This is a genomic window from Mycolicibacter senuensis (assembly GCF_002101885.1).
In the GTDB taxonomy this organism is placed as follows: Bacteria; Actinomycetota; Actinomycetes; order Mycobacteriales; family Mycobacteriaceae; genus Mycobacterium; species Mycobacterium senuense.
Genome location: NZ_LQPS01000036.1, coordinates 67,499 through 81,084, shown reverse-complemented (window position 1 = coordinate 81,084; position 13,586 = coordinate 67,499). Strand labels below are relative to the sequence as shown.

Sequence of the window (13,586 nt, the reverse complement as noted above, 5' to 3'; positions counted from 1 at the left end):
GTGGAAGGCCAATTTATCTTCTGCGTTGCCGCGTCGTTATCCGGGCTGAGTCCCGTGTGTCACACCCGTCACCGCTTCGGAGTAGTGGCGGCCGTTGCTGTTGTGGCGCCGAGGTGGCGAGCGCCGCGGCCGGTGCCATCGACCCGAGCGGCGCGCCGGGTCACAGCGGGTAGCTGACCCCGGTCATCTTCTCCGACTCCTCCCACAACCGCCGCCACAGCTGCCGATCCTGCGACAGCTTGGTCGACGGGCACGGGCCGACCGGGCCGCGCGCCTGGCTCAGCTTGGTCGGCCCCCAGTAGGTGTCCGGGTCGGCGTCGGGGGCGGTGGCAGCGAACACGATCGACTCGGCGGCCCGCTCGGGCGCCTGGCCGATGACCGCCATGCCGTACTTGGAGACCAGTCCCGGCAGTGTCTTGTCGTTGTCGAACAACTCGGTGGCCGACACCCCGGGGTGCACCGCGTAGGAGCGCAGCGGCGAGCCGGCGGCGCGCAGCCGGCGCTGCAGCTCCCGGGCGAACATCAGGTTGGCCAGCTTGGACTGCGCATAGGCCAGGTTGCGCTGGTAGAACCGGTTTTCGTAGTTGAGATCGTCGATCCAGAACTTCGGGGTCTGCTTGTGGGCGATGCTCGACACCGTCACCACCCGGTCGCCGATGCGGTCGAGCAGCAGGCCGGTCAGCGCGAAGTGGCCGAGGTGATTGACGCCGAACTGCATCTCGAACCCGTCGACGGTCCGTTTCCTCGGGATGTTCATCACCCCGGCGTTGTTGACCAGCACGTCGAAGCCGCCCTGCTGCGCGGCGAAGTCGCGCACCGAGGCCTGACTGCCCAGATCCAGCGCCGCCACCGTCACGTCGCCCTCGATGCCGTCGGCGATCTGCTGGGCCTTGGCGGTGTTGCGGCAGGCCATCACCACGGTGGCGCCGTGGGCGGCCAGGGTGCGGGTGACGACCTCACCCAAGCCGCCATTGGCGCCGGTCACGACGAACGTGCGGCCGCGTTGATCCGGGGTGTCAGCGAGTGTGAAAGCCATGGCCGTCACGGTACGCGCGACGGTCAGGTGCTGCCTTCGGTGGTCAGCACCGCACCCCGGTGGGTGATCACCTGGGTCTGCCCGGCGGCCGCCCCGACGCCGGCGACCTCCAGGTACCCGCACCGCAGCATCACCCGGATGCCGCCGGGCAGCCCGGGGATCGCACAGTGCAGCGCGGCGCCGGGCGCTTCGTGCAGCACCGCGACCGGGGGATAGCGCAGCGTCCGCCGCAGGTCGTGGTCGCTGTAGCCGTCCAGCAGTCCCGCGGTGCGGATGGTGCCGTCGATCGCCCACTCCAGGTTGGCGTCGAGGGTGCGGATGCGTTCGGCGGTCAGCGGCGACGGTGGCGGGGCGAGCAGGGCGAGCAGCGCCGCTGAACCGCCGGCATCCTCGGCCGCATCACGCGCCGTCCAGCCGCGGGCGTCGCGCAGGCAGCGCAGCGCACCGCGTTCCAGCAGTGCGGCAACGACTTCGGTCGGTGCGCCGTGCCGGGCGGCCTGGTGCAGCGGGGTGAGCCAGTCCGCGGCGCCGGGCCGCCACTGGTTGACGCTGAGCGCGCGGGTGGCGTCCAGCAGATCGACGAGCGCCGGCCAGTCACCGGCTTGGGCCGCATCGGCCAGTCGGTGCCCGACGGTGATGGCTTCCTCCGGAAGCAGCGAGGGTTCCAACACGCCGGGCCAATCTAAAGGTGGTTCGTCCATGGCTCGAAGTTAGCGAGGGGGTCCGACAATAACTGTCGGTCGTTCGGCCGGGGAGGGTTGTCGGTGCCCGCCGATAACCTGACGTCAGCTGTTCTGGACGAAAGGGGGCGCGGTTATGGGCCTTACTGCTGCACAACGGGATCGGGCGTGCGGGGCGCTGCTGGCCACCGCCGCGGGCGACGCCCTGGGCGCCGGGTATGAGTTCGACGGCCCCCGCGGGCCGAGCGAGCCGGTCGACATGATCGGCGGTGGAATCGGGCCGTTTGCGCCCGGCGAGTGGACCGACGACACCTCGATGGCCATCGCCATCGCCGAGGTGGCCGCCACCGGCGCCGATCTGCGCTCCGATGCCGCACTGGACGCCGTCGTCGCCCGCTGGCTGCAGTGGTCGCACGGTGCCAAGGACGTCGGTGTGCAGACCCGCTCGGTGCTCTCGGCGGCAGCCCGGCGCGGAATCAGCGCGCAGACCGCGCGGCAGGAGTCCCGGGAACTGCACGAACGCACCGGTCGCAGCGCCGGCAACGGATCGCTGATGCGGACCGTGCCGGTGGCGCTGGCCTATCTTGACGACGAAGCCGGGCTGGTCGCGGCCGCCCGCTCCGTCAGCGAGCTCACCCACTACGACCCGGACGCCGGGGATGCCTGCGTGCTGTGGTGCGCCACGATCCGCCATGCGGTGCTGACGGGGGAACTCGACGCGCGCGTCGGGATGCAACACCTCGATCCGGCGCGCCGCCAGGTCTGGGCGCAGCGTCTCGACGAGGCGGAAACCGTCCAGCCCAGCGCGTTTTCGCGCAACAACGGCTGGGTGGTCGCCGCGCTGCAGGGCGCCTGGTCGGCCATCGCAGGCACCGCGGTTCCCGACGATGACCCGGCTGCCGAGGTGTTCCGCGCCGATCACCTGCGACTGTCGTTGGAGGCCGCGGTGCGCGGCGGTGGTGACACCGACACGGTCGCCGCGATCGCCGGCGGGGTGCTGGGCGCGCTGCACGGCGCCTCGGCGGTGCCGTCACACTGGCGGCTGCAGCTCAGCGGCTGGCCCGGGCTGCGGGCACGCGATCTGATCCAGCTGGTCGACAGGATCATCGCCCAGGGCGCTCCCGACGAATTCGATTATGGCTACGGCGGCTACCCCGAGGCCGGCCAGATCGTGGCACATCCGCGCGCCGAGAAGGGATGGATCGGGGAGGCGCAACGCCCGCGCGAGTATTACCCGGGCGAAGGGCGCAAGCATTACGGAATGTCCGGACGCCCGCTGCCGCCATCCCGTCGTGCGGTCGAAGAACGCCGCCCAGAGCCGACTCCCGAATTCCCCGAGGAGCATTCATGACTTGGGATGCGTCCCCACAACGGGGCATTCACCCCCACCTCGTACGATTCCTTCCCATGTACGCGCTGTTGTCGGCCGGCGGTCTCCCGCTCATGCCGTAGCCCCCGCCCCGCGGACCGACCGTGGGCTCGGCGGGGGCTGCCCCGCCCGAGGAGACCGTCGTGTCCCGTACCGATGCCCACAGCCCCTACCGGGTCCGCGTAGCCCGCCGTGAAGTCCGCGTTTGCGCAGTACATACCTGCGGCGGTCGCGACTGCGATCTGCCCGCGATCGACCCCGGCTGGTCGATCGGCCGTGTCGGCCGCTGCTACTGGGAGTTCGCCTACACCGGAACGAACGTGTGCAGCTGCTGGATGTGCCATTGGCATCACCGCCCGGAACGCCGCCGCGCCGCGGTGCGCACCGAGTTGCGTGCCGCTGCCCGCGAGTGGAACGCCGGGGAGCGGGAGGAGTGAGGGGCTAGGCGAGTCGGATCAGCTTCCTACAGATCTGTCGCACACCGGATAGCCGGCCGCCAGAACTTGTCGGTGGTCGCCGATAGATTCGGTCTACCAGCACTTCCCCACGGGGACTTGAGCTATCGGGAGGTCAGCAATGCCGCAGTCGGCAGTCACCCGCATCATCCTGCTCGGGGACAACGACACCGTTGCGCACCGGGCCGAGCTGGCGAGGGATGCAGCCAGACAGCACTGCTTCATCTTCGATGCGTTCGGGTTCGATGAGGGGGCGGCCTGCGGTACCGACGACCTGACCGAGGTCAACGTGGTGGTCGCCGCGCTGGGCCGCGCGATCGTCGGGCGGATGGACGTCTGGGTGCCGTTCCCGGGCCCGGACTTCATTCGGGAACAGCACCTGCGGCGGCTGAGCCTGGTGTTGCAGCGTCACGGCCTGAACCTGCGGTTGACCAGGGGGCTGCATCCTGCGCCGACCGACGGCGGCATGAACGAGATCGACTTCGCGCTGCGGCGCGAGGTTCAGGCCGTCGACAGCCTGGATCAGGCGGCGCTGGCCGTCGAGGGCGCCAAGAGCCTCGGGCAGGAGATCGAGATGGCGCTGGTCAAGGCTGGCGGCCGGCAGTCGGTGCGGCGCACGACCGACGGGGGCCGGGCGAACATGCATCCGGTGCCGCCGATGCTGCCGTCGCCCGCGGTGCCGTGGCCGGAGCGCAAGCGGCAGGTCAAGCGGTATGCGGGCTGGCTGGTGCAAGGCTGCGGGGTCACCCAGGCGGCCACCGCGCGGGTACTCAACTCCGCGGGACAGCGCACCCCGACCGGCCGGGAGTGGAAGTCGGGAACGGTGTCGAAGCTGCTCGCCGGCAAGTACGACGACGCGAGGCGGCCCGGGGACTTCAGACCAGATGCAGTAGCTGGGTGATTACCCGGGATACACGATCGGCAGGAAGATCAGGGCGTAGACCAATCCACTGATCAAGACGACCAGGCCGCACCCGCCGACCGCCAAGCCCATACCGCGCCGACGAGGCGAGTCGGTGCCCAGCAATGCCGCGCCGATCAGCAACGAGGCCACGGCCGTCAGTACGGCCGCGACCGCCACCAGGATGGGAACCCCGGTGTGGTCGACGACCGGAGTTTGTCCCAGCAGCCAACCGATACCGAACCAGACCGCCAAGACCGGCTGTACGACGACCGGTGATGATCGGGTGGCGATCCGCCAAACATCGCTGTCCTGCAACCGGATTCGATTGAACACCGTTTTGAGCATGCCTGAGCGCCTCTCAGTCCAGTAGCAGGTAGATCAAGCCGGCCGGAATGAGCGCGATCGCGATCGTCAACGGTGTCGCGAGGTAGCCCGCAAGGATTCCCCGGCCGGCTTGGCCGATCTCATCGGGCATCTGGCTCATGAACAGCCCCATCGGCACCACAACGGCCGAGGCGATTGCGAAGAAGAACAGGTTGGCGATCCACAACGGCAGCCACACCCAGGTGGCGGTCTCGACGATCAGGATGGTCGCCAGCGCGGCGGCCAAGCTGCGCGGGCCGTAGCGATCTGTCGGGGTCGGAGAGGTCATGGGTGGTTCTCCATTCGGTCGTCCCACAAGCTCACCGGCCTGCGGTTTCTTCGTGGCGTCATGCCCGGTGCAGTATCTGCGTGGCGATCAAGGTCGGAATGCCGATCAGCGCGATGGTCAACAGTGTCGCCAAGTAGCCGATGAGGATGCCGCGCCCGGCTTGCGCAATGCTGCCTCCCATCTGGGACATGAAAAGCCCCGCCGGCACCGCGAACGCCGATGCGATTCCGAAAAACAGCAGCTCAAACCAGAAGTAGGGAAACCACGCCCAGGTGATGGCCTCGAAGACCGCGACGGTGATCACGGCGGCGACCAAACTCGATGGTCCGTAGCGTGCCTCGTGTCGGGAGTCGTGCTGTGCCGTCATCACGCCGCTGCATCCGACGGCAGCATCAAGAACAGCGCGTAGGTGGTGGCACCGATCATCGCGGCCGACCCGGATCCGATGATGCTGAGGCCGAACGCACGACGACGCGCCGATCCGGAGACGGCCACCAACGCCCCGAACGCCATCGACAAGGCAGTCGCAATGGCCGCTGCGAGCAAGACAATCGGCCGAAAACCGAGGTGCGGACCCAGCAGCCGATCCGTCAGCAATGACGTGATGCCCACGAACAGCGCCAGTACCGGTTGGATGGCGACCGGCAGGAGCCAAGTGGCTCTGCGCCACACGTCCGTGTCGATATCACGGACGTGGGCCATTCGTGCGCTGGGCATTCACCAGCTCCTTTCGGTGATCAGGGCAGCGCTCCGCCGTTGATCGTTGATACCGACGGCGGCGCGTACACCGGCCCGAAATCGGTGGCTGCGTCGCCGAATGGGGCGAACGCGGAGCTGCCGACACCGATCTCGTGATGGGCCGGCAGATTCAATGCCGGGCCGAGGCTACGTCCCGACCGCGCCGGATCGATCAACACGGTGTGGGTGACGCCATCGGGCATATCCTGATAGATCTCCAGTGACGGATAGTTCGTCCGTGTCCCGTCGACATAGACACCGCCGTGCCCGGGGGTGAACACCAGATCCCCGTTGACGCTGGGGCGGTTATCGCGTAGCGGACCATGGGCGTCGGTGGCGAACGCGGGCACCAACGGGTTGCCGGCGTCGTACTTGATGCGTACCGAGCCGTCCGGCGCCTGCGAAATACTTCCCTGCGGGACACCGACTTTCACCCTCCCGGGACCACCGCTGTCGTTGAGCTCGACGGACGGATTCTGACGCATCACCACGATGCCGTTGTCGTAGTCGATGTAGGTGGTGACTTTGGTGTCCTCGGGATCGAAGTTCGGATTGGGGCCACGTTCATTGCCGAAGTCACGCTTCCACGGCGGAAGACTGGTGACATCGCGTTGCGGAATCCACTGCGATGCCCGCACCACACCCTGCCCGGGCACTGGATCGATCCTGGCCACGCGGATCTCGGAGTCCACCCCCTGGAACTTGGGGTCGTAGGTGTGGGCGTCCAATGCGGCCGCGGTCGTCCAGTCGGAGGCCGAGACCGGGTCGCGTCCGAAGACCTCCCGGAACGCATCGATCTGGTTGAGGCGACGTTCGTCGGCGTCGCCCGGAGCCTTCTTGACGGTGTGGTCGACGGCCTGCACACCCGGCCCACGCCGGCGACCCTCGGTGCGGTAGCTGCCGCCCAGTGACCGCACCGCTGCCGCGCGGGCGCGGCTGTCTGTCACGGTGTCGTCGATCACCCGATGGATGTCGCGGGTCTTGACGGACAAGAACTGTTGGAACTGGCGGGCGCCGGCGGGGGTATCCAGCGCCAGCGCTTGCTCATTGGCCAGCGCCTCGCGGATCTCTGCCTCGATGGCGTCAAGTCGTCGGCGGCCGCGCAGCGCCTCCTGTGCCGCACCGCGCAGCGTCGTGACGAACGCCCGGTCCAACTGCGTCGTCGTGCGCAGCCGACTGGCCAGCGCGGCCTCGCGATCACGCGCGGCATCGGCATGGGCACCGAGTTCCTCGGGCATAGCTAGCGACGCTAGTTCAACTGAGCCGATCGCGGTATTCACCCCGCGGCGCTCAGTCCTTGAAATACACCAGCTGATGGCTGCTGGTCAGCAGCACACCGTCGCGTGACCACAGGTGCGCGCTCTGGTCGAAGTAGCCGCGGGAGAAGCCGTTGGCGCGGGCGCTGCCCAGCACGAAATCGCCGCCGACGGCCTCGACCTGCGCTTGGTCGGCGTGGAAGTAGGTGGTCAGCGAGATGGTGCCGGCCGGGATAAAGCCGCCGCGACGCAGGAACACCCGCGGATAGAAGATGTCGGACACTGCGGCCAGCGCGGCGAAATCCAGCGGACGCTGCTCGGCGTCACGCACCCACAGCGTGGTGGTCGACGAGTCGCTGTGCACCCCCTCCTGGGGAACAGGACCTTCGGTGAAGCGCATGTCGTAGCGCTTGGCCCAGACGATGAACTCGATGAAGTCACTGCGCGGAAGATCTTCGGGCGCAGCGGTTTTCGGTGGTTGGGCTTCGAGATCCGCCCAGGTGTCGCGGTGGCGGCCGAACACCGCGGTGGCGGTGGTCTTGACCTCGTCGCCCTGACGCAGTTCCAGGATCCAGTGCTGGTTGCTGCGGTTGGTGCGCGCGGCCCGCAGCGCGATGTCGAAGGAGCCGTCGGCAATCGGTGCGGCGTAGTTGACCGTCAACGCCAGCGGGTCACCGATGCGGTCCGGATGGGATTCGACAGCCCGCAGCAGCACCGCCGCGGTGATCCCGCCGAACGGGCCGACCATATTGGCCCACTGCGGTTCGGTGGCGCCGCGGTACGTCGCGGCGTCGACGGCTTCCAGGTGTACGGCGCGGTCGAAGGGGTGCGGGTTCACGGGGGTCCTTCGGGGGTGGGCGGAGCGATATCGGCCACGCTATCCCGAGCCTGCGGGGCCGCTCATCGCCCACGGCCGGGAACGCCTAACATGTGCATGCTAATGTATGTGTATGTCTCCCTTGGAGCATCGACTGCAGATCCTGCTCGACGACGAACGTCATCGCCGGCTGACCGCGGCGGCACGGGAACGTGGCGTCTCGGTGGCCAGCGTGGTGCGCGACGCCATCGATCGCGGCCTCGCAGGGCCCGTCGACCGCCGCAAATCCGCCGGTCAGCGGCTCCTCGACGCTCCTGACATGCCCGTTCCCGACCCCGCCGAACTCAAGCAGGAATTGGACGAACTGCGCGGACGCCGCGGATGATCGTGCTGGACACCACGGTGCTCGTCTATGCCAAGGGCGCCGACCACCGGTTCCGGGAGCCGTGCCGTGACTTGATCACGGCGGTTGCCGCCGACCGCATCGAAGCGACCACTACCCCCGAAGTGATCCAGGAGTTCGTCCATATTCGGGCCCGCCGACGGGGTCGCAACGATGCCGCAACGCTGGGGCGCAGCTACGCCGAGCTGCTCACACCGCTGCTGACGATCACTGCCGGCGACCTCGAGCGAGGCCTGACGATGTTCGAGACAACCCCGACCGTCGGTGCCTTCGATGCGGTGCTGGCTGCGGTCGCCAAATCTGCCGGGGCGGTCCTGGTCTCGGCGGACGCTGCGTTCAGCGACCTCCCCGACATCACCCACGTCGTGCCCGACACCGCGGGTGTCGCCGGCCTACTCGGCGACAAGTGATCTCGCTGCGCTGAGGCGCGCTGCTCAGCCCGGATTGGTCGCGGTGACCACCCAGGTGTGCCCGGGAAACTTCACCACCCCGTCGACGCGGTGTCGGCGTAGCTCGTCGCGCAGCTCGTCGACGAGTGCGGCCCAGCCGTCCTCGCCGAGTCGGTCCGCCAGTTCGGCGCGGGCCTGCTGCCCGGAGCGGTTGGACAGAATCATCGTCAGGCGTTCTTCGACGCCGTCGCTGCCGTCGATGCTGAAGTTGCACAGCCCGTCGAATGCCTGCACGCTGACGTCGCTCCAGCCGGCGTCGGCCAGAATGGCCCGGATCCGTTCGGCGTTGCCGAAGGCCAGCGGCCCCGGTTCGGTGGGATCGGCCGGTGCAGGCGGTGTTTCCAGCCGGGCGGCCAGTAGGTCGACTCCCAGCGAGAACATCGGATTGTCGCCTTCGCGCCAGCACACGAACGCCAGCCCGGCGCCCGGCGCCGCCGCGCGGCGGATGTTGGTGAATGCGGCCGTCGGGTCGTCGAAGAACATCACCCCGAACCGGGAGATGACCTGGTCGAACAATGCGCCGTCCGCCCGCAGATCCAGCGTCTGGGCGTCCCCGAGCACCACGGAGGCCGCCGGGACGCGCCGCCGCGCCGCGGCCACCATCGGCTCAGAAATGTCGACACCGACCGCCGTCGCCCCCAGTGCCGCCGCCCGTTGCAGCAACGTGCCTGAGCCGCAACCGATATCGAGCACCCGAGCGCCGGAGCGGAGGTCGGCGGCCTGTATGACCGCGTCGGCGAACGGCGCCAGCACCGCCTCGAAGATCGCCGCGTGATCGACCCAGTCCACACCTTGGGCCGCCCAGGACTGCTGCTGTTCCTCGTTCGCCATGATCCTCAGCGTAGGGTGCGGTGCGGTTCAGTCTGGCGGCGCAGATCGCAGGAGCGCCGTGTCAGTCCTGCTTCGGCCCCACCCAGACCTGCTGGGCGTTGACGAACTCGTGGATGCCGTGCCGGCCCAATTCGCGGCCATACCCGGAGCGTTTCACTCCACCGCTGGGCAGCCGGGGGTCGGTTTTGACGATGCCGTTGACGGAGACCTGGCCGGCCTCCAGCTCGCGGGCCATCGCCTCGCCGCGCTCCGTGGCGGTCCACACGCTGGCGGCCAGCCCGTAGCGGGTGTCGTTGGCGATCGCCAACGCCTCGGCAGCATCAGCGGCGGAGAGCACCGTGGCGACCGGACCGAACGTCTCCTCGGTGCACGCCGTCATCCCCGGTTGCACCCCGGTCAGCAGCGTCACCGGGTAGAAGAATCCCGGCCCGGCGGGCAGTTCCCCGCCCAGCACACACGTCGCCCCGGCCGCGACGGTCTCGGTGACCTGCCGGTGCAGGTTGTCCCGCAGGTCGGCCCGCGCGATCGGCCCCACCTGGACGGTCTCATCGCGCGGGTCGCCCATCTTGAGGGCGGCCAGCCGCGCCCGCAGCAGTCCGACGAACTCGTCGTGCACCGATGCCTCGACGATGATGCGTTTGGCGGCGATACAGGACTGGCCGGCGTTGATGATCCGAGACAATGCGATCACCTCGGCGGCGGCCGCCAGATCCGCGTCGGCCAGCACCAGGCACGGGTCCGAGCCGCCCAGCTCCAGCACCGCCGGTTTGATCTCGCTGGCGGCGACCGCGGCCACCGCCGCGCCCGCGCGATCCGAGCCGGTGAACGACACCGCCGTGATCCGCGGATCCCGGATCACCGACTCGACGTCGGCGGTGGCCGCCTCCAGCGTCTGGAACACCCCGTCGGGTGCGCCGGCGGCGGCAAACGCGGACGCGATCGCCGCCCCGCACCCGGGAACGTGCGGGTCGGGTTTCATGATCGCGGTGTTACCGGCCATGATCGCCGGCGCACAGAACCGAAACGCCAACCAGAACGGCGCATTCCACGGCAGCACACCCAGCACCGGCCCCAGCGGCAGGTACTGCACATAGCTGCGGGTGGCATCGGAGTCCACCGGTTCGGTGGCCAGATATTCGGCACCGAATTGTGCGTAGTGATCGGCGGCCCAGGCGGCCTTGTCCACCTCGCCGCGGGCCTCACCGATCGGCTTGCCCATCTCCTCGGTCATCAACAGGGCGAAATCCTCGCGGCGCCTTCGCAGTTCGGCGGCCACCGCGCCCAGCAGCTCGGCCCGCTCGTCGAACGAGGTGCGCCGCCAGGTGCCGAACGCCGACGCGGCCCTGGCCAGGGTCTCCTCGATCTGTGCGGGGGTCGCCGCGGGTACCTCGCGGATCACCGTGCCGGTGGTCGGGTCGGTGGCAATCAGGCTGGTGGTCAGGCTGACCGGGGTGCTCACGTGGCCTCCTTCGCGTTGTCCGTGGAGCTGGCATGGTCGGCGCCGTCGGCGCCCGGTGTCGCGCTGAGTACCGACAGCCGTGGGGAACTCGCCCCGCGGTCGTCGTGCACGGTGAAGTCCTCGTCGAGATCGAAGAACGATTCGCAGCCGTTCTCGGTGATGCGCAGCGTGTCGGAGATGCCGACGGTCTTGTCGCCGTCGACCCCCCACATCCACGGAATGATGTGGAACGTCATACCCGGTTCCAGGGCGGTGAAGTCCCCGGGGTTCAGGCTCAAGATGTAGCCCTCGTCCCACGACGGCGGGAATGCGATGCCGATCGAGTAGCCCGACCGGGTGATCAGCCGGGCGCCGATGCTGTTGTCGGAGATGACGCGCCGCACCAGGGAGTCGGCGTCGGAGACCGTCAGTCCCGGGCCCATCAGCGAACGCAGTTCGGCCAGCGCCAGTTTCATCCGCTCCTGCGCCTCGAACATCGACGGGCTCAGCTCCCCGTTGACCGCGGTGCGCATCAGTGCGGTGTGGTAGCGCCGGTAGCAGCCGCCGACCTCCAGGAACACGTGCTCGCCGGGCTCGATGGTGCGGCCCTCCCAGGTGGCGTGCCCGATCATCGACCGTGGCCCGGAGGCGACGTAGGGCATCACCGCGGGAAACTCCCCGCCGGCACGGAACATCGCGGCGCTGATCTCGGCGGCCACGTCGTTTTCGGTGTTGCCGGCCACCGCCGCGGCCAGCCCGGCGGAGATGCCGGCCTGCGCGGCGCGTGCGGCGCGGGTCATCACCTCGATCTCGGCGTCGGATTTGCGGGCCCGGCCGGCTTCCACGATGCCGAAGCAGTCCATCAGCGTGCCCTGCTGAAACGAGGTGTGGATCCGGTCCTGCTGGTAGGCGGGGAAGAAGTAGCTGTTGCGCTCATAGCCCACCCGCTTGTCGCCCAGCCCGCTCTGCTTGAGGCTGAGCACCAACTCCTGGATGGCGTCGCCGGTGTCCGGGTAGGGCCGGGTTTGTTCCACCCAGGTCCGGGCGATCACGTTGGACTCTTCCATCTCCCGGGTGATCATCACCGGCTCGTCGTCGAGCGGTACCACCAGCGCCTGGAAAAAGGAGTAGCCGGTGGTCTGGTAGTCGGTGAGGTACATCAGGTTTTCCGGGTCGGTGATGACCACGGCGTCGAGCTGGCGGCGGGCCATCCGCTCCCGCAACTCGAAGAGCCGCCGACGGTATTCGGCGGGCTCGAACGTCATGTCGTCGCGTTCCCTCATGATGCGGCCACCTTCACCGCACGGGCCAGCACGTCGAGGCCCTGCGCCAGGTCGTCGTCGGGGATGGTCAGTGGCGGAATTAGTTTCAGCACCCGGCCCCCGCTGCCGCACGGGCCGATCAACAGTCCGTTCTCGAAGCAGGCGGCCTGCACGTTCTTGGCCAGTTCGCCGTCGCCGATGTCCAAGCCCTGCAGCATGCCGCGGCCGCGCACTTCCCAGTTGCGGTCGGGGTGCTCGGCGGCGATGCCGGCCAGCGCGGCGCGCATCTGTTCACCCTTGTCGGCCACCGCACCCATCAGGGTGTCGTCGGTGAAGTAGTCCAAAGCGACGGTGCCGGCCACCATCGACAGGCCCTGCCCCCGGAAGGTGCCGGTATGGGCGCCGGGCCCCCAGTGCGCGTCGTGCTCGGGTTTGTTGAGGCAGACCGCGATCGGGATGCCGTAGCCGCCGAGGCCCTTGGCCAGACAGATCACGTCGGGGTCCACCCCCATGCCGTCGAAGCTGAAGTAGCTGCCGGTGCGTCCGACCCCGGCTTGGATGTCGTCGACGATGAACAGCGCGCCCACGGCGTGGGCGAGATCCTGCAGCTGACGCAACCAGTCAGCGCTGGCTACGTTGACGCCGCCTTCGGCCTGCACCACCTCGACCAGGAACGCCGCCGGCGGCGTCAGCCCACTGGAGCCATCGGCCAGCGCGGCCGCGTAGTCGGCCAGCGCGGTCTTGCCGCCGGGAGCGGTCTCATAGGGCAGCCGCACCACGTCGCGCAGCGGCACCCCCGCCCAGCGCCGGAAGGCGTCGTTGGCGGTGGCGGCCAGGGAGCCCAGCGTCATGCCGTGGAAGCCGTGGCTGAACGCCACCACCTCGCGCCGGCCGGTCGCCAGCCGCGCCAGCTTGAGTGCCGCCTCCACCGCGTTGGTGCCGGTGGGTCCGGTGAACTGCACACGGTGGTCCATGCCACGCGGAGCCAGGACGACGTCGTGGAAGCGGGTCAGAAACTCGCGCTTGGTGGTGGTGTACATGTCCAGGCTGTGGGCGATGCCGTCGGCCTGCAGGAACTCGATCAGGGCCTGCTTCATCCGCGGGTTGTTGTGCCCGAAGTTCAGCACGCCTGCGCCGGCGAAGAAGTCGAGGTAGTCCCGGCCGGTCTCGTCGGTGATCCGGGCATTGGACGCCGAAGCGAACACGGCGGGAAAAGCCCGGCTATACGACCGGACCTCCGACTCGTAGTTCTCGAATGCCGTGGTGTCCATGCGTCTCCTCCTTGCGGTGGTGTTC

At 68.8% G+C, this 13,586-nt stretch carries 17 protein-coding genes; 5 read left to right on the top strand and 12 right to left on the bottom strand.

The features are described 5' to 3' along the window. Positions 1–160: 160 nt before the first annotated feature. Both AWC24_RS10885 and AWC24_RS10880 read right to left on the bottom strand, forming a co-directional pair. Positions 161–1,036, bottom strand: a complete 876-nt coding sequence (locus tag AWC24_RS10885; RefSeq protein ID WP_085084775.1) for an oxidoreductase — start codon at positions 1,034–1,036, stop codon at positions 161–163. 23 nt (positions 1,037–1,059) lie between these two features. Next, positions 1,060–1,707, bottom strand: a complete 648-nt coding sequence (locus tag AWC24_RS10880; RefSeq protein ID WP_109560408.1) for an ankyrin repeat domain-containing protein — start codon at positions 1,705–1,707, stop codon at positions 1,060–1,062. 145 nt (positions 1,708–1,852) lie between these two features. Between AWC24_RS10880 and AWC24_RS10875 the strand changes: the two genes are divergently transcribed. From AWC24_RS10875 to AWC24_RS10865, 3 genes are all read left to right on the top strand, one after another. Continuing rightward, on the top strand, positions 1,853–3,067 hold the full coding sequence (locus tag AWC24_RS10875; protein WP_085084771.1) for an ADP-ribosylglycohydrolase family protein: 1,215 nt from the start codon (positions 1,853–1,855) through the stop codon (positions 3,065–3,067). 161 nt (positions 3,068–3,228) lie between these two features. Then, the gene (locus tag AWC24_RS10870; RefSeq protein WP_133055717.1) at positions 3,229–3,522 is read left to right on the top strand and encodes a hypothetical protein; all 294 of its coding nucleotides are present in this window, start codon (positions 3,229–3,231) and stop codon (positions 3,520–3,522) included. Positions 3,523–3,661: 139 nt separating this feature from the next. Next, positions 3,662–4,441 (top strand): hypothetical protein, encoded by a 780-nt coding sequence (locus tag AWC24_RS10865; RefSeq protein ID WP_085084767.1) that lies wholly within the window; start codon positions 3,662–3,664, stop codon positions 4,439–4,441. Here the strand turns inward: AWC24_RS10865 and AWC24_RS10860 are convergent, their stop codons facing one another. The 6 genes from AWC24_RS10860 to AWC24_RS10835 all read right to left on the bottom strand — a co-directional run bounded on the left by AWC24_RS10860 (position 4,442) and on the right by AWC24_RS10835 (position 7,928). Then, a complete protein-coding gene (locus AWC24_RS10860; protein WP_234807332.1) occupies positions 4,442–4,777 on the bottom strand; it encodes a hypothetical protein in 336 nt (111 codons plus the stop codon). It lies immediately after the preceding gene. Positions 4,778–4,802: 25 nt separating this feature from the next. Then, complete coding sequence (locus AWC24_RS10855) at positions 4,803–5,096, bottom strand: hypothetical protein (RefSeq protein WP_085084765.1); 294 nt, start codon at positions 5,094–5,096, stop codon at positions 4,803–4,805. A gap of 58 nt (positions 5,097–5,154) precedes the next feature. Then, a complete protein-coding gene (locus AWC24_RS10850) occupies positions 5,155–5,400 on the bottom strand; it encodes a hypothetical protein (protein ID WP_234807331.1) in 246 nt (81 codons plus the stop codon). Positions 5,401–5,462: 62 nt separating this feature from the next. Beyond that, complete coding sequence (locus AWC24_RS10845; RefSeq protein WP_133055716.1) at positions 5,463–5,813, bottom strand: hypothetical protein; 351 nt, start codon at positions 5,811–5,813, stop codon at positions 5,463–5,465. A 20-nt stretch (positions 5,814–5,833) separates the two neighbouring features. After that, complete coding sequence (locus AWC24_RS10840) at positions 5,834–7,072, bottom strand: DUF4226 domain-containing protein (RefSeq protein WP_085084761.1); 1,239 nt, start codon at positions 7,070–7,072, stop codon at positions 5,834–5,836. A gap of 52 nt (positions 7,073–7,124) precedes the next feature. Further along, a complete protein-coding gene (locus AWC24_RS10835; protein WP_085084760.1) occupies positions 7,125–7,928 on the bottom strand; it encodes an acyl-CoA thioesterase in 804 nt (267 codons plus the stop codon). Positions 7,929–8,040: 112 nt separating this feature from the next. Here AWC24_RS10835 and AWC24_RS10830 point away from each other — a divergent pair, with 112 nt between their 5' ends. Together AWC24_RS10830 and AWC24_RS10825 are read left to right on the top strand one after the other, a co-directional pair. Continuing rightward, complete coding sequence (locus AWC24_RS10830; protein WP_109560407.1) at positions 8,041–8,292, top strand: antitoxin; 252 nt, start codon at positions 8,041–8,043, stop codon at positions 8,290–8,292. Beyond that, positions 8,289–8,720 (top strand): type II toxin-antitoxin system VapC family toxin, encoded by a 432-nt coding sequence (locus AWC24_RS10825; protein ID WP_085084758.1) that lies wholly within the window; start codon positions 8,289–8,291, stop codon positions 8,718–8,720. The genes AWC24_RS10830 and AWC24_RS10825 overlap by 4 nt, the downstream gene beginning before the upstream one ends. A gap of 24 nt (positions 8,721–8,744) precedes the next feature. On the opposite strand, the gene AWC24_RS10820 is transcribed toward AWC24_RS10825, so the two are convergent. The 4 genes from AWC24_RS10820 to AWC24_RS10805 form a co-directional block, all read right to left on the bottom strand. Beyond that, positions 8,745–9,590 (bottom strand): class I SAM-dependent methyltransferase, encoded by an 846-nt coding sequence (locus AWC24_RS10820; RefSeq protein ID WP_085084757.1) that lies wholly within the window; start codon positions 9,588–9,590, stop codon positions 8,745–8,747. 61 nt (positions 9,591–9,651) lie between these two features. After that, positions 9,652–11,049 carry an aldehyde dehydrogenase family protein gene (locus AWC24_RS10815; RefSeq protein WP_234807330.1) on the bottom strand — a complete coding sequence of 466 codons (1,398 nt, stop codon included), beginning with the start codon at positions 11,047–11,049 and terminating at the stop codon, positions 9,652–9,654. After that, positions 11,046–12,311: an ectoine hydrolase gene (gene doeA, locus AWC24_RS10810; RefSeq protein ID WP_085084756.1), complete on the bottom strand. Its 1,266-nt coding sequence runs from the start codon at positions 12,309–12,311 to the stop codon at positions 11,046–11,048. Before doeA ends, AWC24_RS10815 begins: the two co-directional genes overlap by 4 nt. Further along, positions 12,308–13,561 (bottom strand): aspartate aminotransferase family protein, encoded by a 1,254-nt coding sequence (locus AWC24_RS10805; protein ID WP_085084754.1) that lies wholly within the window; start codon positions 13,559–13,561, stop codon positions 12,308–12,310. Before AWC24_RS10805 ends, doeA begins: the two co-directional genes overlap by 4 nt. Positions 13,562–13,586 lie beyond the last annotated feature (25 nt).